Source organism: Pseudactinotalea terrae, assembly GCF_009733845.1.
In the GTDB taxonomy this organism is placed as follows: Bacteria; Actinomycetota; Actinomycetes; order Actinomycetales; family Beutenbergiaceae; genus Pseudactinotalea; species Pseudactinotalea terrae.
On the sequence record NZ_WNXZ01000003.1, the window covers coordinates 471918 to 490639 of the forward strand.

Annotated in this window: 15 protein-coding genes and 1 other RNA gene; 14 read left to right on the forward strand and 2 right to left on the reverse strand. The window is 69.9% G+C overall.

Annotated elements, in window-relative coordinates; translation table 11 throughout:
• Window positions 1–48 precede the first annotated feature (48 nt).
• Entirely contained in the window at window positions 49–2208 is a 2160-nt protein-coding gene (locus tag GPA03_RS12985) for an HNH endonuclease signature motif containing protein (RefSeq protein ID WP_156252416.1), read from the reverse strand.
• A gap of 293 nt (window positions 2209–2501) precedes the next feature.
• Between GPA03_RS12985 and GPA03_RS12990 the strand changes: the two genes are divergently transcribed.
• The 6 genes from GPA03_RS12990 to GPA03_RS13015 all read left to right on the forward strand — a co-directional run bounded on the left by GPA03_RS12990 (window position 2502) and on the right by GPA03_RS13015 (window position 8632).
• Window positions 2502–3062: an RNA polymerase sigma factor gene (locus tag GPA03_RS12990; RefSeq protein WP_156252417.1), complete on the forward strand. Its 561-nt coding sequence runs from the start codon at window positions 2502–2504 to the stop codon at window positions 3060–3062.
• Window positions 3059–4384, forward strand: coding sequence for a hypothetical protein (locus GPA03_RS12995; RefSeq protein ID WP_156252418.1), 1326 nt, complete (start codon window positions 3059–3061; stop codon window positions 4382–4384). Before GPA03_RS12990 ends, GPA03_RS12995 begins: the two co-directional genes overlap by 4 nt.
• Window positions 4385–4454: 70 nt before the next feature.
• Window positions 4455–5036: an HhH-GPD-type base excision DNA repair protein gene (locus GPA03_RS13000; protein WP_156252419.1), complete on the forward strand. Its 582-nt coding sequence runs from the start codon at window positions 4455–4457 to the stop codon at window positions 5034–5036.
• A 168-nt stretch (window positions 5037–5204) separates the two neighbouring features.
• On the forward strand, window positions 5205–6479 hold the full coding sequence (locus GPA03_RS13005; protein WP_241681287.1) for a multidrug effflux MFS transporter: 1275 nt from the start codon (window positions 5205–5207) through the stop codon (window positions 6477–6479).
• Window positions 6480–6525: 46 nt separating this feature from the next.
• Entirely contained in the window at window positions 6526–7077 is a 552-nt protein-coding gene (locus GPA03_RS13010) for a DUF2087 domain-containing protein (protein ID WP_156252420.1), read from the forward strand.
• A 58-nt stretch (window positions 7078–7135) separates the two neighbouring features.
• Window positions 7136–8632: an aldehyde dehydrogenase family protein gene (locus GPA03_RS13015; protein ID WP_156252421.1), complete on the forward strand. Its 1497-nt coding sequence runs from the start codon at window positions 7136–7138 to the stop codon at window positions 8630–8632.
• Between the two features lie 22 nt (window positions 8633–8654).
• Here GPA03_RS13015 and GPA03_RS13020 read toward each other — a convergent pair whose 3' ends face one another.
• Complete coding sequence (locus GPA03_RS13020) at window positions 8655–9953, reverse strand: MFS transporter (RefSeq protein WP_156252422.1); 1299 nt, start codon at window positions 9951–9953, stop codon at window positions 8655–8657.
• A 92-nt stretch (window positions 9954–10045) separates the two neighbouring features.
• Here GPA03_RS13020 and prfB point away from each other — a divergent pair, with 92 nt between their 5' ends.
• From prfB to GPA03_RS13060, 8 genes are all read left to right on the forward strand, one after another.
• Window positions 10046–11155 carry a peptide chain release factor 2 gene (prfB, locus tag GPA03_RS13025; protein ID WP_156252423.1) on the forward strand — a complete coding sequence of 370 codons (1110 nt, stop codon included), beginning with the start codon at window positions 10046–10048 and terminating at the stop codon, window positions 11153–11155.
• Between the two features lie 117 nt (window positions 11156–11272).
• The gene (gene ftsE, locus GPA03_RS13030; protein WP_156252424.1) at window positions 11273–11968 is read left to right on the forward strand and encodes a cell division ATP-binding protein FtsE; all 696 of its coding nucleotides are present in this window, start codon (window positions 11273–11275) and stop codon (window positions 11966–11968) included.
• Between the two features lie 64 nt (window positions 11969–12032).
• Window positions 12033–12947, forward strand: a complete 915-nt coding sequence (ftsX, locus tag GPA03_RS13035; RefSeq protein ID WP_156252425.1) for a permease-like cell division protein FtsX — start codon at window positions 12033–12035, stop codon at window positions 12945–12947.
• Between the two features lie 9 nt (window positions 12948–12956).
• Entirely contained in the window at window positions 12957–14360 is a 1404-nt protein-coding gene (locus GPA03_RS13040) for a M23 family metallopeptidase (RefSeq protein WP_156252426.1), read from the forward strand.
• Between the two features lie 144 nt (window positions 14361–14504).
• The gene (gene smpB, locus GPA03_RS13045; RefSeq protein ID WP_206673566.1) at window positions 14505–14987 is read left to right on the forward strand and encodes an SsrA-binding protein SmpB; all 483 of its coding nucleotides are present in this window, start codon (window positions 14505–14507) and stop codon (window positions 14985–14987) included.
• A 64-nt stretch (window positions 14988–15051) separates the two neighbouring features.
• Complete coding sequence (locus GPA03_RS13050) at window positions 15052–16911, forward strand: DUF2207 domain-containing protein (protein WP_156252428.1); 1860 nt, start codon at window positions 15052–15054, stop codon at window positions 16909–16911.
• A 97-nt stretch (window positions 16912–17008) separates the two neighbouring features.
• Window positions 17009–17376: a transfer-messenger RNA gene (ssrA, locus tag GPA03_RS13055) on the forward strand.
• A gap of 249 nt (window positions 17377–17625) precedes the next feature.
• Window positions 17626–18711, forward strand: coding sequence for a tyrosine-type recombinase/integrase (locus GPA03_RS13060; RefSeq protein WP_206673546.1), 1086 nt, complete (start codon window positions 17626–17628; stop codon window positions 18709–18711).
• The last annotated feature ends 11 nt before the right edge of the window (window positions 18712–18722 follow it).

Sequence of the window (18722 nt, forward strand, 5' to 3'; positions counted from 1 at the left end):
CCGGGCATCGCAGCGAGCAACGTGGCGTGGTAGGCGACGACGGACGGTTCAGAAGGGCGGTGGGGCGTCGTCGGTGGTGTACCGCTGCGCGGGTGCCCAGCCTCCGCTCGGCTGCCGGTTCGCGGTGCTCTGGCTTGCCGCGAGGTCGCTGACCTCGCTGCTGGCGCCCGGTCCGTAGGACGGTCGGATCATGGTGATCTGACCGTCGGGGTGTTGCAGGTAGGTGTGGTTGGTGGCGGTGGTCCAGGTGTAGCTGCCGTCGGGGTTGTGAGTGTAGGTCCAGCCGGCGTGAGTCAGCAGGAGGTGGTCGCGGCGGCATCCGGGGTCGAGGTTGATGACCGTGGTGGCTCCCAGGGGCCACGGGACGTGGTGGTGCAGGTCGCAGCTGTCCGAGGAGATGGTGCAGTCCGGGCGTACGCACTCCGGCTGGGCGGCGCGGACGAGCTCGGCCATGGCGACGGTGGGGCGGTACTTCTCGCTGCTCACCTCGAGAACCGTGCGGTCCACGGGGTCGGTGACCATGCGCGCCCAGGGTCCGCCGGCTGCCAGGGCGCGGGCGATGCTGGCAGGAATGGGTCCGTAGCCGTCGAGGGTCGCGGGTTGGTCGGAGCCGGGTAGGTCTGCTGCTGGTCCGCCTGGGCCTCCCATCAGTGAGGTCAGCGGGATGACGACGCGCACGTGCGCGGACTTGCCGCCGATGTCTCCGACGCGCATGCGCTGCCCCGGGGTCGGGTAGGTGCCGATGCTGGCACCGGCTGCGGTACGCATCGCTGGGTCGGCTCCGGCTCGCGTGGCAGCGCCTGTCGTTGTGGCTGCGGTGGCTGTTGTGGCACCGGTGTGGCCAGGCGGCTCCAGGGGTCGTTGCTGCTTGGCTGCCGGAGCGCTGCCGGTGGTCGGATCTGGTGGTCCTGTCCGCGTGGCGGGTCCCGACCGAGGTCGATTCGCAGGCAGATCCGGCGGGTCAGCGGCTCTCCCGGTGCTGCGATTGGTCTCGGCTTGCTCGCCTGCATCTGACTGCGGGGTGGTGTCGTGGGCGGGATGGGGGCAGGGCCCGATCATGCCGGTGAGGGTGGCGGTGGCGCCCATGAGTGCGAGGGCGTCGGAGCGGAGCTGGTCGAGGGTCCGTTCGTCGCCGCTTGTCTTGGCGGAGCGGGCGGCGGCGTCCAGGGCGCGGTAGACCTGAGTGGCGTCCACCGCGGGCATGAGGGCATAGATGCTGGCCATGCCATCGGGCAGTACTCGGGGCGGGTCGACCCGCCGCTGAGCAGCGGCTCGCTGGCAGCGCTGCTCGAACCTCTCTGGGAGCACGGTGGCTCTGGCGGTGGCGATCGCGCGCCGGATGGCGGTGGCGGTGGTGTGGGATGCCTTGGGTAGCACGAGATCTTGGACCTGTAGTGCTTCCTCCAGGCCGAGGTCCTCGATGCCCAGGGCGATGATGTCGGCTTTGCTGGGGTCGATCTGACCGGTCTCGAGGGCTTCGGCGGTGGGTCCGGCGGGACCGGTGAGCAGCTTCGCCGAGCGGACCAGCCTGCTGGCGGCTCGTTTGCCGAGCCCGAGGCGCAGGGCGAGCTCGTCGCCGGCGATGCTGGGGTCGTTGACCTTGATGTTCAGGTGTTGCAGGTTTCCGAGTGCTTGGTCGAGGTGCTCGCTGCTGGCCAGCTCGGCGACCGCCTCGCGCATCTTCGCCCCGGCGTAGGAGACCAGCCGCGACCAGTGCGCGACCAGCTCCAGAGCGTCGTAGTCGTTGTGCACGATGCCGGCGGGCAGGTTCTCCAGCTCGTTCATCAGGTACCCGGAGGCAGGGACCTCCTCCAACCAGCCGATCGGCCCCAGCTCAGGGTTGGTCGGCGCGCTCCGCCATTCCTCTTCGAGTGCCTCCAGCCACTCTGCAGGCGGTTCATCGCTGTGGGGCACGATCGGCACCTGGGTCCAGTCGTGCTGGTCCCAGACCGCGTTCCCCGCCTCCACGAAGATGCCCGGTTCGCGTTCGACCCACTCCCGCTCCGCGACCTCAGCCGGCAGGCTCCAGGCCGGCGGCGTGGCCTCGGCCGGATCGACCCCAGCGGCGGTGGCCCGAGCCGGGCGGGTGTCAGCGCGAGTGACCTCAGCCGGACCGGTATCGACAGGGATCGCCTCACCGAGGCTGGTCCCAGGCAGCTCAGCCTGGCCGCCCTGCTGCGACTCGCCGTCGAGACCTTCTTCGAACATACGTCCAGTATAGGAGTAGTGTCCGACATGGGCAAGGCTTTCGGCAAGATTCCAACGGAGATCCGCCGCTCCGCCGTCAGCCCAGAACTCCGCAGCGACAACCTAGACGCGGCCACCCACACCGCCACGAGGCTCCCTGTGCACAGATACACGCGCCGGGAGATCCGGAACGACGCGACCATCCCCACGGAACCCAGTCGTTCGATCCTGAGGGCGCGCGTGGCGCTCACCGCCCGCGGCGAACTCGCGACGCGCCGGACCCAACCGAGACGACCGCTCGTTCGTGAGACACGATGAAGGAGCCGAAGACAGGGGGAACCGTGAGCTCGTGGGAAGAGACGCTGGCCACGCTGGTGCGTGACCATGGCCAGCGACTCCACCGCACGGCCTTTCTGCTCTGCGGGGACCGGAGCGAGTCCGAGGACCTGGTCCAGGAGGCGTTCGTCCGTGCGCTCAGCAGACGTCGTAGCGCGGCACAGGTGGCGAAAGGTGTCGAGCCGCACGAGGCTGCGGCGTACCTGCGCCGCACGATCCTCAACCTGTATCTCGACTCCTACCGACGGCGGCGTCGGTGGGTCGGCATTCGACATCTCGTCGCACGGCCGGACCGGGACGAGTCCGCGGCCGCGTCCGTGGACGACGCCGTCGATGCCACCACCGCGCTCGCACAGCTGCCTCCGCAGGTGCGTGCGTGCGTGGTGCTGCACTACTACGGCGACCTCCCGGTGTCACAGGTGGCCAGCGAGCTCGGTATCGCCGACGGCTCGGTCAAGCGCTACCTGAGCGACGGACGAGCGATCCTGGCGGCGAGCCTGTCCGACGATGCCGATTCGACGGCGGGAGGGAAGCCATGAACGCCGACGACATGAAGGGCCTGTTCGAGCGCTCGCTGCGCGAGGGAGGCATGGATGACGACGCAGGCCCCGATGGGTCCTCGATCGCTGGGCGAGTGAAGAGTGCCCGACGGCGTCGCGCGGCTGGGTCTGTGATGGCTGGGCTGGCCTCGGTCGGCCTCATCGCGGCCGCGGTCTGGCAGGTCGGCGGCTTCACCAACGACCCCAACCCACCGGCCACGCCGACCACGACCGCGTCGACGGACGAGCCGACCGATTCAACAAGCGACCCGACTGAATCCACGAGCGACGCCACGGACGAACCGACCACCGACCCCGCCGACGAGCCGTCGGGCGAGCCCACGGGCGATGCCGAGACCGATCCCGGCGACTGGTCGGACCCGGTCTACCCCGAGTGCGGGGACACGTTCAGCGGGTTGCCGGAGCGCACGTCGCAGCTGGTCGTCACCCAGGGTCCCGAACAGACGCTCGGCGCAGGCGCCGGTCAGTGGCTCACCCAGGTGCAGAACACCGGGTCCACCGACATCGGGGGCCTCGTCGCGTACCACCACGCCGTCGTCGTGGACGGTGACGGCGTGGTCGTCGCGACCATCGACCAGCCCGGCCAGCCCGACCAGCCCGACCAGCCCTTCTGGGGTGCCGAGGGTGGCACCGAGCTGGCGGTGGCGGCCGGTGATGCGGTGCCGTTCCGGGTCACCGGGTCCTACGCGTGCGCGGGAGGGTTGCTCGGCTCCGGCGAGTACGACATGTACCTACTGCTCACGATGGACCAGGCAGACGCCAGCGACCCTGAGCGGCTCGAGCAGGCCCAGGGTGGACCGTTCCCGCTCGTCGTCGACGAGTCCGTGCAGACCCCGCCGGTCGAGCTGAGCCAGCCCGACGGCGCGGCCCCGTGGACGTTCGAGTGCGGTGGTCCGTGGAGCCCACCAGCCCCCGCCACCGGCTTCGAGATGGTCCTCGAGACCCCGATCCGCTCGCCGCGTGACGCCTCCGACGACATCAGCGGCGGCAACTCTCGCCTCACGGTCACGCAGCCGCTCGCAGGGTCGATGTACCAGGAGGTCGTGGTGATCCAGGACGGCCGGGTGATGACACATCCCTGGGCCAGTGACGCGGCATCGGAGTACTTCCTCAGCGCGGGTAGCCAGGTCGAGATCCCGTTCGGAAGCAACCTGATCGGCTGCGACTCCGTGCCGCTGCCCCCGGGCCAGTACCAGGTGGCCGTGGTCACCATGCTGCACCAGTGGTCCGCAGGCGCCGACGATGGCTCCGTGGTGACAGCCATCGCAGCGACCGACCCCCTCGACCTCGTCCTGGAGTGAGGCGCGGTCTCCGAGGTCGACGCCCCGAACGGTGGCCGCCACGCCCGCCCGAGGTGGCACGATGCTGGGCATGGACCTGGATCTTCACCTCACCGGGAACGAGGCGGCCGACCGGCTGCTCTCGGAGGACCCGCTCGCACTGCTGCTGGGGATGCTGCTCGACCAGCAGATGACGATGGAGGCTGCCTTCGCCGGTCCTCGCAAGCTCGCCGACCGCATCGGTGACCTGGATGCCGGGGCCATCGCCGCGATGGATCCCGAGGAGTTCGCCGCCATCTGCGCCACCCCTCCGGCCGTGCACCGGTTCCCCGGCTCGATGGCAGGGCGCATCCAGGCGGTCTGCGCCGTGATCGCCGAGGAGTACGACAACGACGCCGCCGGCATCTGGACCGCGGGGGAGCCCGATGGCCGCGAGGTGCTGCGCCGACTGAAGGCGCTCCCGGGCTTCGGCGACCAGAAGGCGCGCATCTTCCTGGCGCTGCTCGGCAAGCAGGTCGGCGTGCAGGCAGCGGGGTGGCGCGAGGCGGCCGGCGACTACGGCACCGAGGGCTCCCACCGCTCGGTGGCCGACGTCGTCGACGGCGCATCCCTCGCGCAGGTGCGCGAGTACAAGAAGGCAGCCAAGGCAGCCGCTCGCGCAGCGAAGTCTTGACCCGCCCGAGGCCGCGAAATCCTGCGGTAGGGAGACCGCCACCACACCGCGCGTGAACATCATGTGAAGTCACGGCGCGTCGCGTCGTATCGATTCGACCCGGCGCGCCCGGACCTGTCACACTTGGCGACGACACGAAACGTTTCGACTTCAGAAGTTGCCGCCCGCATGACGACGATCTCCGCCCGCCCTCAGCCCATCCCTGTCGCACCCGTTGACGCGGTCGCCGTCGTCGCACCCCGAAGCAAGATGTGGACCTTCAAGCTGGTCCTGCTGCTCGGCTCGATGTGCGCGATCGGTGCCTTCACCACGGACACGTACCTGCCCTCGCTGCCCGAGGTGGCCGCTGACCTCGGCACCACCGAGGCGAGCGCCGCGTTCACGATCACCGCCACCCTCATCGGTGGCGCGCTCGGCCAGTTCATCATCGGCCCGCTCTCGGACCGGTTCGGCCGCCGCGCACCGGTGATGATCGGCCTCCTCGTCCACATCGTCGCCTCGCTGCTGTGCATCGCCGTGATGGACGTGGTGCCGCTGATCGCGCTCCGGATCATCCAGGGCATCGGCAACGCAGCGGCCGGCGTCACGGCGATGGCGATCATCCGGGACCGGCTCACTGGCTCCGAGGCGTCCGCCGTCCTGTCCCGCCTGATGCTGGTCATCGGCGTCGCTCCGATGCTCGCGCCGACGATCGGTGGCGCCATCGCCCAGACGTGGGGCTGGCGTGCGGTGTTCGTGTTCCTCGCACTGTTCGGCGTCGCGCTCCTGGGCATCGTGTGGAAGTTCATGCCCGAGACGCTGCCGCCCGCGAACCGCCTCACCAGCACCCGCGCGGTCGCCACCTCCTACAGAGTCCTCGTGAAGGACCCGACCTTCCTCGCGTTCGCGCTGCTGCCCGGTCTGACGATGGCCGCGGTGTTCTCCTACGTCGCCGCCTCGCCGTTCGTGATCCGCGTGGGATACGGGCTGACCGAGAGCCAGTTCGCGCTGCTGTTCGCGGTGGTCGGCCTGGGCCTGGTCATCGGCTCCCAGATCAACGCCACCCTGGTGCGTCGCTTCTCGCCGATCCGGCTGCTTCGCCTCGCCACCCCGCTGACGATGCTGTTCGCCGTTGCCGTGTTCGTGGTCACACTGACCGGGTTCGGTGGGCTGGTCGGGCTGATCGTGCCGCTCTGGCTGATGTTCGCCGCCGCCTCGATGGTCTCGCCCAACGCCTCGACGCTCGCGCTGCAGCGCCACGGTGAGCGCGCCGGCTCGGCCGCGGCCCTGATCGGCGTCTCGCAGTCCGGTGTCGCGGCGACCGTGGCGCCGCTCGTGAGCGTCTTCGGTGGCGACTCCGCCGCGATGGGCGCCGTGATCCTCGGCGCCGCGGTGGTGGGGCTGCTCGTGCTCGTCGCCACCGGCGCCTACCGCCGCGGCGGCTGGGAGACCTCGGTCGCCTGAGCGGAATCAGCTCGCCTCGGTCGGCTCGACCGCCTAGCGTCGCCGTGTGACTCCCGACGACGTCCGCGCACTCTCGCGCGCCGCCTCCCAGCTCGCAGCGCTCGCCCAGCCCGATGTCGCAGCCGTGGTTGCGGCACTGCCGCGCAGGCCAGGCTCGACGGCGACCCTCACCGATCTCGGGGAGGGCAGCGGCCTCGAGATGCGGGCCCTGGGCAAGGCGATCGCACGCGCCCGGGACGCGGGGATCGTCCGGGTCGAGGGAGACCGGATCGGCGCGGACCAGAGGGGCCCGAGTGACGCCGTCGCCCATCTCGTGGCGCTGACACCGCTCGGCGCGCTGCTGGTCGACCGGCCCGAGCTCGCTGCGGGCACGCCCTACGGGTTCATCCACGGCGTGCCCTCGGGCGATCACGCGCAGGATCTCCTCGCGCTCCTCGCAGCCCAGCTGCCCACCACGGAGCTCAGCGAGGCGGAGGTGACCGCCCAGCTGAGCATGTTCGGTGACGACCCGGCCGGGCTGCGCCGGGCACTGGTGGACTCGGGACTGCTCTGGCGCACGCTCGACGGCGCCCGCTACCAGCGTCAGGACCAGCGCTGACGCTCAGGCGCGCCACGTCGTGGTGCCGACTCCCAGCGAGCGTGCCTAAGGTGTCTGCATGAGTGCGACCACCACGTCCACCCCGATGTCGGAGGTGCTCGCTCTTCAGCGGGCGGCCTTCCACCGTGACGGTCCGCCGTCGGCCGCGGTCAGGCGCGACCGCATCGACCGGTTCGCGCACGCGGTGCTCGACAACACCGACGCGATCGTCGACGCGATCTCGTCCGACTTCGGCTTCCGCGGCGAGGTGACCACCCTGGTCGCCGACATCGTCGCGTTCACCGCCGAGGTCGAGATCCAGCGCGCCGGGCTCGGGCGCTGGATGAGACCGCGAGCTGGTGGCGGGCGGCTGGCCGGCGCCGCGATGCGGCTCGCCGGGCTGCGCGCCCAGATCGTGCCGACCCCGCTGGGCGTCGTGGGCGTGATGGGCATGTGGAACTTCCCGCTGACGCTGACCGCTGTCCCGGCGCTGACCGCGCTCGCGGCCGGGAACCGCGTGATGATCAAGATGTCGGAGCGGGTGCCGCGCACCGCGGAGGTGCTCGCGAACGCCTGGCACGACGCGTTCGACGTCGAGGAGGTCGCCGTCGTCACCGGTGGCCTCGAGGTGAGCCAGGAGTTCGCCGCGCTCGACCTCGACCACCTGTTCTTCACCGGTTCCGCCGACGTCGGCAGCAAGATCATGGCGGCCGCGGCCTCGCGGCTGACCCCGGTCACGCTCGAGCTCGGCGGCAAGAATCCGGTGATCATCTCCGAGCCGGCGGCGGCGCGGCGCGAGTCGATGCGCAGCGCCGCAGCCCGGGTGGCGGCGGCACGCATCCAGAACGGCGGGCAGGCCTGCATCAACCCCGACGAGGTCTACGTGCCCTCCTCGGCAGCGCGGCTCTTCGTGCAGGACGTCTTCTCCGCCTGGGGCGAGACCGTGCCCGACATCATCGAGTCGGGCCAGATGACCACGCTGATCGACGACGCCGCCTTCGATCGCGTCGTCGGACTCCTCGAGGACGCGGCCGCCAAGGGCGCGCAGGTGATCAGGTCGGTCTCCTCCGATGCCGCGGGTGAGGACGCGATGCGGCGCGAGCGAGTGATGCCGCCCGTCGTGGTGCTCGGCGTCACCGACGAGATGCGCATCGACCACGAAGAGGTCTTCGGCCCCGTGCTCGCCGTGCACACCTATGACGACGTGGCCGAGGTGTTCGACCGCCTCGCCGCACGCCCGGCGCCGCTGGTGGCGAGCTGGTTCGGCCCCGACGACGAGGACTTCCGCGCCTTCGTGGCGCGCACGCGCTCCGGTGGGGTAGCCCGCAACGACTGGGCCCTGAGCTCGTTCACGCCGGGTCTGCCGTTCGGCGGCGTGGGCAGATCCGGGATGGGGAGCTACCACGGCCGTGCGGGCTTCGACCGGTTCACCCACCAGCGCTCCGTGGTGGGCTCGAACCTCCCGGTATCGATCACCCAGTTCACGGGTCCCCTCGTGGACGCGCGCGTGCAGGACGCGCTGCGAGCCGGCGTCGACGCCTACCGCCGGCTGCTGCGCACCCGCCTGCGCGGCTGACTCCACCTCCGCCGACTTGAGGTCAGGGTTGGGGGTCGGCTGCGTCGTAGCGGACCAGGCGGCGCCCGATCGTGCCCGCCAGCAGGATCACGACAGCCACGCACGCCGCCCCGCCGATCACCGCCGCCGCGCCCTCCCCGAACCGCGAGGCGAGCGCGCCCACGGTGAGGTCGCCCAGGCGCGGCCCGCCCGCCACGACGACGATGAACACACCCTGCAGCCGCCCTCGCATCGCGTCGGGGGTGGCAGCCTGCAGCACCGACTGGCGGAAGATCGAGGAGATCGAGTCGGCTGCGCCGGCCAGCGCGAGCAGGCCGAGCGCGATCGCGAGCGCCCATCCGATCGTGCCGTCCGGGCGGTCAGCCCCGACCGACATCAACAGCGCCCCGAAGCCGATCGTTGACGCCGCGAACACGAGGATCGCGACCACGATGACGGCGCCCTGGCGGCGTACGTGCACCAGCCCGCCCGAGAGCACCCCGGCGAGCACGGCGCCGACGGCGATCGCCGCCGTCAGGTACCCGGTGGTGGTCTCACCGCCGCCCAGCACGAGGACCCCGACGGCGGGGAACAGCACCCGTGGCATCGCCAGGATCATCGCGCTCATGTCGAGCAGGAACGTCATGCGCAGGTTGGGTCGGGTGCCGAGGTAGCGCAGGCCCTCGATCACCGAGCGCAGCCCCACGCCCTTGCGTGGGGGAGCGGCCACGCCGTCGCTGGGCTCGGGCGGGACATCCGGGAGTCGCCACAACGCATACAGCGAGGCGCCGAACAGCACCACGTCCACCGTGTACGCGGCCTCGAACGAGTGCCACGCCACGAGCGCGGCCCCCAGCAGCGGACCGCCGGTCAGCGCGACGTTCCACGCGAGGGTCTGCAGCGCGAGCGCAGCAGGCAGCTGATCGAGCGGGATCAGCCGGGGGATGATCGCCGACCGGGCCGGGTTGTTGACCGCCGATGCCGCCGACTGCAGCCCCACCAGCACGTACAGCAGCCACACCGAGCGCAGGTCGAGCCACGCCTGCAGCGCGATCGCCACCGTGACCACGAAGAGCACGCTCGAGGCGATCAGCGCGACCTTGCGCCGGTCGAACGCGTCCACCAAGGCACCGCCGTACAGGCCGAGCACCACCAGCGGCACCAGCGCGAACAGGCCCAGCACGCCGACCGCGAACGTGTCCTGGGTGAGGGCGTACACCTGCAGCCCCACCGCGACGGCGGTCAGCTGGGTGCCGATGTTCGAGATCCCCAGGCCCCACCACAGGCGCCGGAATGCGGGACTGCTCCGCAACGGCGTCAGGTCGGCGAGCAGTCGGGCCACGGACGCTGAGCCTAAGCTGCGCCGCGTCGGCGGACCGCTGCCGGCCGCAACGTGGGAGGGGACCGGGCTGGGCTCGCGTAACCTAGCGAACCGTGGCTACTGACTTTCCTGCCGAGATCGCGGCCCTGCGCGGCACGCTCGACCAGATCCTCGCCGTCTCCAAGCCGGAGGAGCTGGAGCGGCAGATCGCCGAGCTGTCCGAGCAGGCGGCCGCGCCGGACCTCTGGGACGACCCCGAGGCCGCGCAGGTGGTCACCAGCAGGCTGAGCCACACCCAGTCCGAGCGAGACCGGTTGCGCGAGATCGGCGCCCGCATCGACGACCTCGGCGCGCTCGTCGAGCTCGCCCAGGAGGAGGCCGACGACGACACCCTCGCCGAGGCCGAGTCCGAGCTGGAGTCGCTGCGCTCGGCGATGTCCGAGCTCGAGGTACGCACCCTGCTCGCGGGCGAGTTCGACCCGCGCGAGGCCGTGGTCACGATCCGCGCAGGCGCCGGCGGCGTCGACGCCGCCGACTTCGCCGAGATGCTCATGCGCATGTACCTGCGCTGGGCCGAGCGCAAGGGGTACCCGACCAAGGTCATGGACACCCACTACGCCGAGGAGGCGGGCCTGAAGTCGGCCACGTTCGAGGTCAACGCCCCGTACGCGTTCGGGACGCTCTCGGTCGAGGCGGGCACCCACCGCCTCGTCCGGATCAGCCCCTTCGACAACCAGGGCCGCCGGCAGACCTCGTTCGCCGCCGTCGAGGTGATCCCGCTGATCGAGCAGAACGACAGCATCGAGATCCCCGAGTCGGAGCTCAAGGTCGATGTGTTCCGCTCCTCCGGCCCCGGCGGCCAGAGCGTCAACACGACCGACTCCGCCGTCCGCATGACCCACATCCCCACCGGCATCGTCGTCTCGATGCAGAACGAGAAGTCGCAGATCCAGAACCGCGCCGCGGCCCTGCGCGTCATGCAGTCCCGACTGCTGCTGCTGCGCCGCGAGCAGGAGGCCGCGACCAAGAAGGAGCTCGCCGGCGACGTCAAGGCCTCGTGGGGCGACCAGATGCGCTCCTACGTGCTGCAGCCCTACCAGATGGTCAAGGACCTGCGCACCGAGCACGAGTCGGGCAACACCAGCGGTGTCTTCGACGGCGAGATCGACGACTTCATCAACGCTGGGATCCGCTGGCGCCGCCAGAGCGCCGACGCGTCCTAGGGGCAGTGGGGTGCCTCACCCCGGCGTGTCGAGGCGGGATCCTCGCCGAACGCTGCCTAGCGTGGGCGATGGCCGGACACCTGTACTTCCCCATCCTCGATCCCGGCCGAGAAGCCAGTGATCCGGTTCGACAACGTCTCCAAGGTCTACGCCCGCGGGCACAGGCCCGCCCTCGACCAGGTATCGGTCGAGGTCGAGCGTGGTGAGTTCGTGTTCCTCGTCGGCGCCTCGGGCTCCGGCAAGTCCACGTTCCTGCGACTCGTGCACCGCGAAGAGCGCCCCACCTCCGGTGGCGTGTTCGTGGCCGGCCGCGACCTGTCACGGATCTCGTCGTGGAAGGTGCCGCAGCTGCGCCGCCAGATCGGTGTGGTGTTCCAGGACTTCCGGCTGCTGGGGAACAAGAACGTCTTCGACAACGTCGCGATCGCGATGCAGGTGATCGGCAAGCCGCGTCACCAGGTGATGAGCGCCGTGCCCGAGACCATCGAGATGGTCGGTCTCGCGGGCAAGGAGAAGCGCATGCCGAACGAGCTCTCCGGTGGAGAGCAGCAGCGCGTGGCGATCGCGCGCGCCTTCGTCAACCGGCCGGCGATCATCCTGGCCGATGAGCCCACCGGCAACCTCGACCCGACCACGTCCGTGGGCATCATGCGGCTGCTCGAGCGGATCAACCGCACCGGCACCACCGTGGCGATGGCCACGCACGACGACGAGATCGTCGACCAGATGCGCAAGCGCGTCATCGAGCTCGTGGACGGTCAGGTCGTCCGCGACCAGGCGCGCGGCGTCTACGGGGCGCGGGCCGAGGCATGAGAGAGACCACGCGCACTTCTGCTCCTCCGCTGCTCTCGCCCGAACAGGTCCGCGGGGGCCGGTCATGAGGCTCCGTTTCGTCCTCTCCCAGATCGGGAACGGCCTGCGGCGCAACATCGCCATGGCCGTCTCGGTCGTGCTCGTCACCTTCATCTCGCTGACCTTCGTCGGCGCGGCCGTGATGCTGCAGATGCAGGTCGACAAGGCCAAGGACGACTGGTACGACCGCGTCGAGGTCAACGTGTTCCTGTGCCCCGGCGGCGAGCCCACCCAGGCCTGCCCCGCAGGCGAGGTGACCGAGGAGCAGATCGCCGAGATCCAGTCGATCCTGGAGTCCGAGGCGCTCAGCGACTACGTGCAGAACGTCTACCTGGAGTCGAAGTCCGAGGCATGGGCGTCGTTCCAGGAGCGGTTCGGCGACCAGGAGTGGGCGCAGCGCATCACCGAGGACCAGATGCAGTACTCGTTCCGGGTCAAGCTCGTGGATCCCGAGCAGTACCAGCTGATCTACGACGAGCTCTCCGGGCGCCCGGGGGTGCAGCAGGTCATCGACCAGCGCAGCATCCTGGAACCCCTGTTCCTCGTGCTCAACCGCGCCACCCTCATCTCGGTGGGTCTCGCCGTCCTGATGACCGTGACAGCGGTGCTGCTGATCACCACCACGATCCGGCTCTCGGCGATGAGCCGCCGGCGCGAGACGGAGATCATGCGACTCGTCGGTGCCTCGAACTTCTTCATCCAGCTGCCGTTCATGCTCGAGGGTGCGCTCGCAGCGCTCACCGGCGCGGTGCTGGCGGTGGGCGGCCTGTGGTTGGGTGTCCACTACATCGTGGAGGACTGGCTCGCCGAGTCGGTCCGCTTCATGCCGTTCGTCAACACGGCTGACGTGTTCACGATCGCGCCCGTTCTGGTCGCCATCGGCATCGGGCTTGCCGTGATCAGCTCCTTGGTGACCCTGAGCCGATATACGAAGGTGTAGGGCTGATTCATGACCGCGATACGTAGGCAGCGCGGGACCTGGATGAGGACGACGGCGACCGCCGCCGTCGCGTTGTTGCTGCTCGGGGCGGCCGTCGGGCCGGCCGGGGCGGACGATCTCGACGACCTCGAGGAGCAGCAGGAGCAGAACGAGCTCGAGCGCGAAGAGGTCGTGGCCGCGCTGGAGGGCACCGACACCCAGCTCGCCGAGACCTATCTCGAGCTCGACGACATCAACCGCCGGCTCCCGATCGCTCAGTCCGAGCTCGTGGTCGCCAACGAGGAGCTCGCGGCCGCGGAGCGCCACCTCGACGAGGTGCAGGGCCGGCTCGAGGTGGCGCGCCAGCAGCAGAGCGACCTCGAGGTGGAGATCGCGCAGGGTGAGTCCGACATCCTGCAGACCGAGGACGCGATGGGTGAGGTCGCCCGCACCGCCTACCGCGGCGGCGACGGGATGAGCACGCTGTCGCTGATCTTCGGCGCGGGCTCGGCCGAGGAGTTCGCGTCGGACTACTCGGCGATGAGCTCGGCGCTGCGCACCCAGAACCAGACCCTCTCCGACCTGGAGAACCTGCAGGCCGTCAACCGGAACCGCCAGGTCCGCCTCGACGCCGTCGAGGACCGCATCGTGGAGCTGGAGGCCGAGGCCGAGGTGGCCGTCGACGAGGCCGAGGCCGCGCGTCAGCGCGCCGCCGACCTGGTGGTCGAGATCACGCAGCTGAAGTCCGAGAAGGAGTCCACCGCTGCCGAGCTCGAGCAGCTCCGCGAGGACTACAAGGAGAAGCAGGCCGAGCTCGAGGCGGAGAACAACCGCATCGACCAGGAGATCAAGGACGAGATCGCCCGCATCGCGGCCGCCGAGAAGGCCGAGCGTGAGCGCCAGGCCAAGATCGCCGCCCAGCAGGCGCAGCAGCAGCAGAGCTCGGGCGGCGGAGGTGGCGGCTCCGGTGGCGGTGGCGGTGGCGGCTCCAGTGGTGGCGGCTCCGGTGGTGGCGGCTCCTCGAGCTCCTTCATCTCACCGCTCAGCCGCTCGCTGCACGTGACCTCGGACTACGGGATGCGGTGGTATCCGATCACCGGTGGCTACTGGATGCACCAGGGCGTGGACCTGCGCTCCGGCTGTGGCGAGGCGCAGATGTCGATCGCCTCCGGCACGGTCGTCGGGGTTCGGCCGGCGGCCGGCAACGGCACGCACGGCAACCAGGTGCTCGTCAACCACGGCGTTGTCAATGGCAACTCCTGGGTGAGCGTGTACAACCACCTGTCGCGGTTCGCGGTCAGTGTGGGGCAGTCCGTGTCCCAGGGGCAGGCCATCGGCTACACGGGCGCCACCGGCAACGTCACCGGCTGCCACGTGCACCTGGAGATGTGGCGCAACGGGGCGCACGTCAACCCGATGCCGTACATCTCCTGACCCAGCCCGCTTCGGGCGTGCCGCTCTGCGCGAAAAGGTGAGGCTGAGCCGTCGGGACTGGCCTACCCTGGTTCGGCCACGCGTCAGGGGCGGGGCGGAGAGGGAGTCGTGAGCAACGTCAAGGGTGGCGCCAAGAAGAAGAAGGTGCCCGCAGGGGTCGATCCGCGCACCGTCAAGAACGTGGTGGCTCGGAACAAGAAGGCACGGCACGACTTCCACATCGACGACACGTACGAGGCGGGCCTGTCGCTGACAGGAACCGAGGTGAAGAGCCTGCGGGCCGGCCGGGCGTCGCTGGTCGACGGCTGGGTGGCGATCGACGGCGGTGAGGCATGGCTCGAGGGCGTGCACATCCCGGAGTACGCCGAGGGCACCTGGACGAACCACGCGCCGCGGCGCAGGCGCAAGCTGTTGCTGCACCGTGAGCAGATCGCGAAGCTCGCGCAGACCACGCGCGAGAAGGGGCACACGATCGTGCCGCTGGAGCTGTACTTCATCGGCGGTCGTGCCAAGGTCGAGATCGCGACGGCGCGAGGCAAGCAGGAGTGGGACAAGCGCGAGACGTTGCGGCGACAGCAGGATGAGCGTGAGGCGCAGCGGGAGATGAGCGTGCGCCGTCGGGCGTGAGGTGGGCAGGTCTGTCCGCCGGACAGGGGAGTGCCCCAGGACCAGGGCCGATTAGCCTGCGGGTATGACTCGACGGGCACCCTCCACGCTGCTGCTCTCGTTGGTGCTGGCGCTGCTGATCGCCGTCGTGCTGCTGCCGGCCTCGGCGGCGCGCGCCGACGACGACCAGGGCGACCGGGAGATCGACCGGTATCTCGTGGAGGCGACGGCGCAGCCGGCCGGCACGATCGACGTGCGGCTGGAGATCGACTTCAACTTCCGCTCCACGCCCGGGCACGGGATGTTCCTCACGCTGCTCACACGACAGGAGATCGACGGCGACCCCGATCACTACCGGGTGCTGGAGGTCAGTGACGTCGAGGTGTCCTCGCCCACCGGTGCACCTGCCGACACGCACCTCGACGAGAGCGACACCGGGCTCGTGATCCGGATCGGCGATGAGGACATCGACGACGTCTCGGGCGTGCAGACCTACGTGATCACCTACTCGGTGGCCGGCATCGTGAACTCCGGGGTCGGGGACGGCGGCGAGGATGAGATCTACTGGAACGTGATCGGTTCGGCATTCGAGGTGCCGATCTCGAACGCGACCGTGAGGCTGACCGCGCCCGAGATCCCGCTGGAGCTCGCGTGCTTCACCGGGCGCGTGGGGTCGACGAACCAGTGCTCCTCCTACCGGGTGGAGGACGGGGTGGCGAGCTTCGAGCACGGCTATCTCAGCGAAGGCCAGGGGATGAGCGTGGTGGCCTCGTACGAGGGCGGGACGTTCGGCGGGGTGGAGCCGATCCTGGCGCCGCGCCGCACGTTCGCGAACGGTCTCGGGCTGGGCACGCCGGTGGTGCCTGCCGCGGGCGGGCTCGCAGTCCTGGCGGTGGGAGGCGTGGCGGCGTTCGCGCGCCGGCGTGGCCGCGACATCGCCTATGAGGGGCTCACACCGGGCCTGCAGCCGACCACCGCAGAGGGTGCGACCGCGGTGGGGCCGAGGCGCAGGACCCCGGTGGCGGTGCAGTTCACGCCGCCGCCGGACGTGCTGCCCGGCGAGATGGGCACGCTCACCGACGAGAAGGCTGACCGGCGCGACGTCACGGCCACGATCTTCGACCTCGCGGTGCGCGGGTACCTGCGGATCGAGGAGATCGAGGGCAAGAAGAAGCCGGACTGGCGGCTCGTGCGCAACCTCGACGCGGACTGGGACGAGCTGCGCCCGTTCGAGCGCACGCTGCTGCGGAGCATCTTCACCACCAGCGGCAAGGAGAAGCGGCTGAGCAAGCTCGGCACACGGTTCGCCGAGGGCGTCTCCGACACCCAGGACCAGCTCTACGAGGAGATGGTCTCGCGCGGCTGGTTCAAGCACTCGCCGCAGTCGGTACGGGCGAGCTGGTACGGCATGGGCTTCCTCGTGCTCGGGGTCGGGATCGTGGCCACGTTGCTGCTGTCGTTCCTGGCCGGGCTGGGTTTGATCGGCGCGGCGGTGATCGTCGCGGGCATCGCGATCATCGTCGCTGCCCCCACAGCACCGGCCCGCACTGCCGCCGGCAGTGCCGTGCTCGCGCAGTCGCTCGGCTTCAAGCGGTACATCGAGACCGCGGAGGCGAACACGCTGCGGTTCGAGGCAGGGGAGGACATCTTCTCCAAGTACCTCCCCTACGCGATGACGTTCGGGCTGGAGAGCCGCTGGGTGGGGATCTTCGCCGAGCTCGCCAAGGAGGGCGTCGAGCTGCCCGCCCCGACCTGGTACCTCGGCCACACCCCCGCGCTGATGCTGTGGAGCTCCGGGTTCGGCGAGGCGATCGACTCGGTCACCTCGGCGGCAGATCTGGCGGTCGCGACGGCGACGCCCGCCTCCTCGGGCGGCTCGGGCTTCTCCGGCGGTGGCGGCTTCTCCGGCGGTGGCGTCGGTGGTGGCGGTGGTGGCGGCTGGTGAGCTGCCCGCCGGGAATCAGCTGGGCTGCCTGTTGGTTGAGGAGATAGCATGGCTGGACCGGTGGTTCACGGACCGGCGGTGCTTGATAACTGAACAGGGGGGTGATCGGTTTCGACGACGGTTGTCGTTCCAGGAGAAGCGGGTCGAGGATGCATGGTCATCTCGTCAACGCTCCATGCAAACCAATAGGTGCCGATTCCAAGCGCACCGAGTTCGCACTCGCCGCCTGAGCGAGTCCTGAACTCCGTCAGCCCGGGCTAGCTTCCGTCCCGGTTCCTGGCGTCATCTAGGAAGCCACTGCTCGTAGTCCTCGTCATCGGGACTGCGGGAACACTCAGATGACTGAGCCCGTCAGCGACTTGTCTGCGAGAACGCTGGGGCCGAGAAACTCATCAGCAGACTGCACCCGGAGAAGTCCTGGTTCCACGCTGTCGGACGCGGGTTCGATTCCCGCCACCTCCACAACGAAGCGCCGTGTACCTTCGGTACGCGGCGCTTTTCGTTGCAATCCCAACGGTTTCAGCGATCGGCTCCGTATGCAGGAGTTGGCACGGATGGGCCAGAATTGGCACAAGAACTGTCACACAGCTGTCACAGTCTGAGAGGGGTTGGGGTTCGATGGCGCGTTCTGGACCGCTCCCACGCGGGATCACGCTCTACCGGGGACGCTACCGGGTCCGGCTCTCGGTCGATGGTCAGACGCATGCACTGGGCATGTTCGACACCCTCGGCGATGCCAAGGCGGCCCTAGCGATCGCGAAGGGCGAGGCGGTCCGGGGATCGTTCGTGCCGCCCTCTGAGCTACGTGCCCAGCGGCGTGCGGTCGTCGAGCGGGAGGCGCTGGAGTCGGTCACGGTCGGGGAGTGGGCGCAGACCTGGCTGGCCGAGATGGACGCGAACCCGAAGCGCTCGCACGCGACGGTGGTGAGCTACACCTCGGTGCTGCGCAACCACGTGCTGCCGGTGCTCGGGCATGTGCGGTTGGTGGACTTGACCACGCAGCAGGTCGCGGACCTGCTCACCGAGCTGCGGTCCCGACCCTCGGCCCGCCACCCAGGAGCCAAGGCCAACGGCATCACCCATACAACCACCATCGTGCTGCGGTCGATGATCAACGCGGCGGTCAAGCGGGAGATCGGTGGGCTCACGAGCTTCCGCTTCCCAGAGGCGGTGGGGCACGTGCGGGTGCGCCCGGCCGAGGAGGACGGCGACGTCGCGACTCCCGCCGAGGTCGCGGCGATGGCCGAGTCGATGCCGGAGCACCTGCGGATCGCCGTGCCGCTGGCGGCGTGGTGCTCACTGCGGCTTGGGGAGGTGCTCGGGTTGGAACGGCGCGACTTGGAACATCTGGACGACCCGGCGCGGGCCACGTTGCACGTGCGGCGGCAGTGGAACACCAAGGCGCACGCGATCACCGACCCGAAGGCGGACTCGGCGAGGTCGATCGCGATCCCGCGGTTCTTGCTGCCGGCGCTGGTGGTGCACCTGGAGGAGTTCACCGGACCCAAGCCGAGGAGCACAGTGCTCCGCGGTCGCCGTAGAGATATGCGGGTGTCGCAGACGACGTTCGACAACGCCTGGCGCGAAGCGCGCAAGGCCGTTCGCCCGACCTTCCGCTTCCACGATCTGCGCCACACGGGACTGACGATCTACGCCCAGCAGGGCGCGACGCTCGCCGAGCTGCTCCATCGCGGAGGCCACAGCGACGTGAGCGTTGCGCTGAGGTATCAGCACGCGACCGCTACGCGGGATAGGACACTGACGGATCGCCTGAGCGACGAGGTCGACTTGCCTCGTTGAGCTGCTGCTTT

Bases quoted from the DNA above. Each gene is read 5' to 3' on its own strand.
- GPA03_RS12990 (WP_156252417.1), top strand. From the start codon at position 2,502: ATGAAGGAGCCGAAGACAGGGGGAACCGTGAGCTCGTGGGAAGAGACG.
- GPA03_RS12995 (WP_156252418.1), top strand. From the start codon at position 3,059: ATGAACGCCGACGACATGAAGGGCCTGTTCGAGCGCTCGCTGCGCGAG.
- GPA03_RS13000 (WP_156252419.1), top strand. From the start codon at position 4,455: ATGGACCTGGATCTTCACCTCACCGGGAACGAGGCGGCCGACCGGCTG.
- GPA03_RS13015 (WP_156252421.1), top strand. From the start codon at position 7,136: ATGAGTGCGACCACCACGTCCACCCCGATGTCGGAGGTGCTCGCTCTT.
- GPA03_RS13050 (WP_156252428.1), top strand. From the start codon at position 15,052: ATGACTCGACGGGCACCCTCCACGCTGCTGCTCTCGTTGGTGCTGGCG.
- GPA03_RS12985 (WP_156252416.1), bottom strand. From the start codon at position 2,208: ATGTTCGAAGAAGGTCTCGACGGCGAGTCGCAGCAGGGCGGCCAGGCT.
- GPA03_RS13060 (WP_206673546.1), top strand. From the start codon at position 17,626: ATGTTCGACACCCTCGGCGATGCCAAGGCGGCCCTAGCGATCGCGAAG.
- GPA03_RS13040 (WP_156252426.1), top strand. From the start codon at position 12,957: ATGACCGCGATACGTAGGCAGCGCGGGACCTGGATGAGGACGACGGCG.
- GPA03_RS13005 (WP_241681287.1), top strand. From the start codon at position 5,205: ATGACGACGATCTCCGCCCGCCCTCAGCCCATCCCTGTCGCACCCGTT.
- ftsX (WP_156252425.1), top strand. From the start codon at position 12,033: ATGAGGCTCCGTTTCGTCCTCTCCCAGATCGGGAACGGCCTGCGGCGC.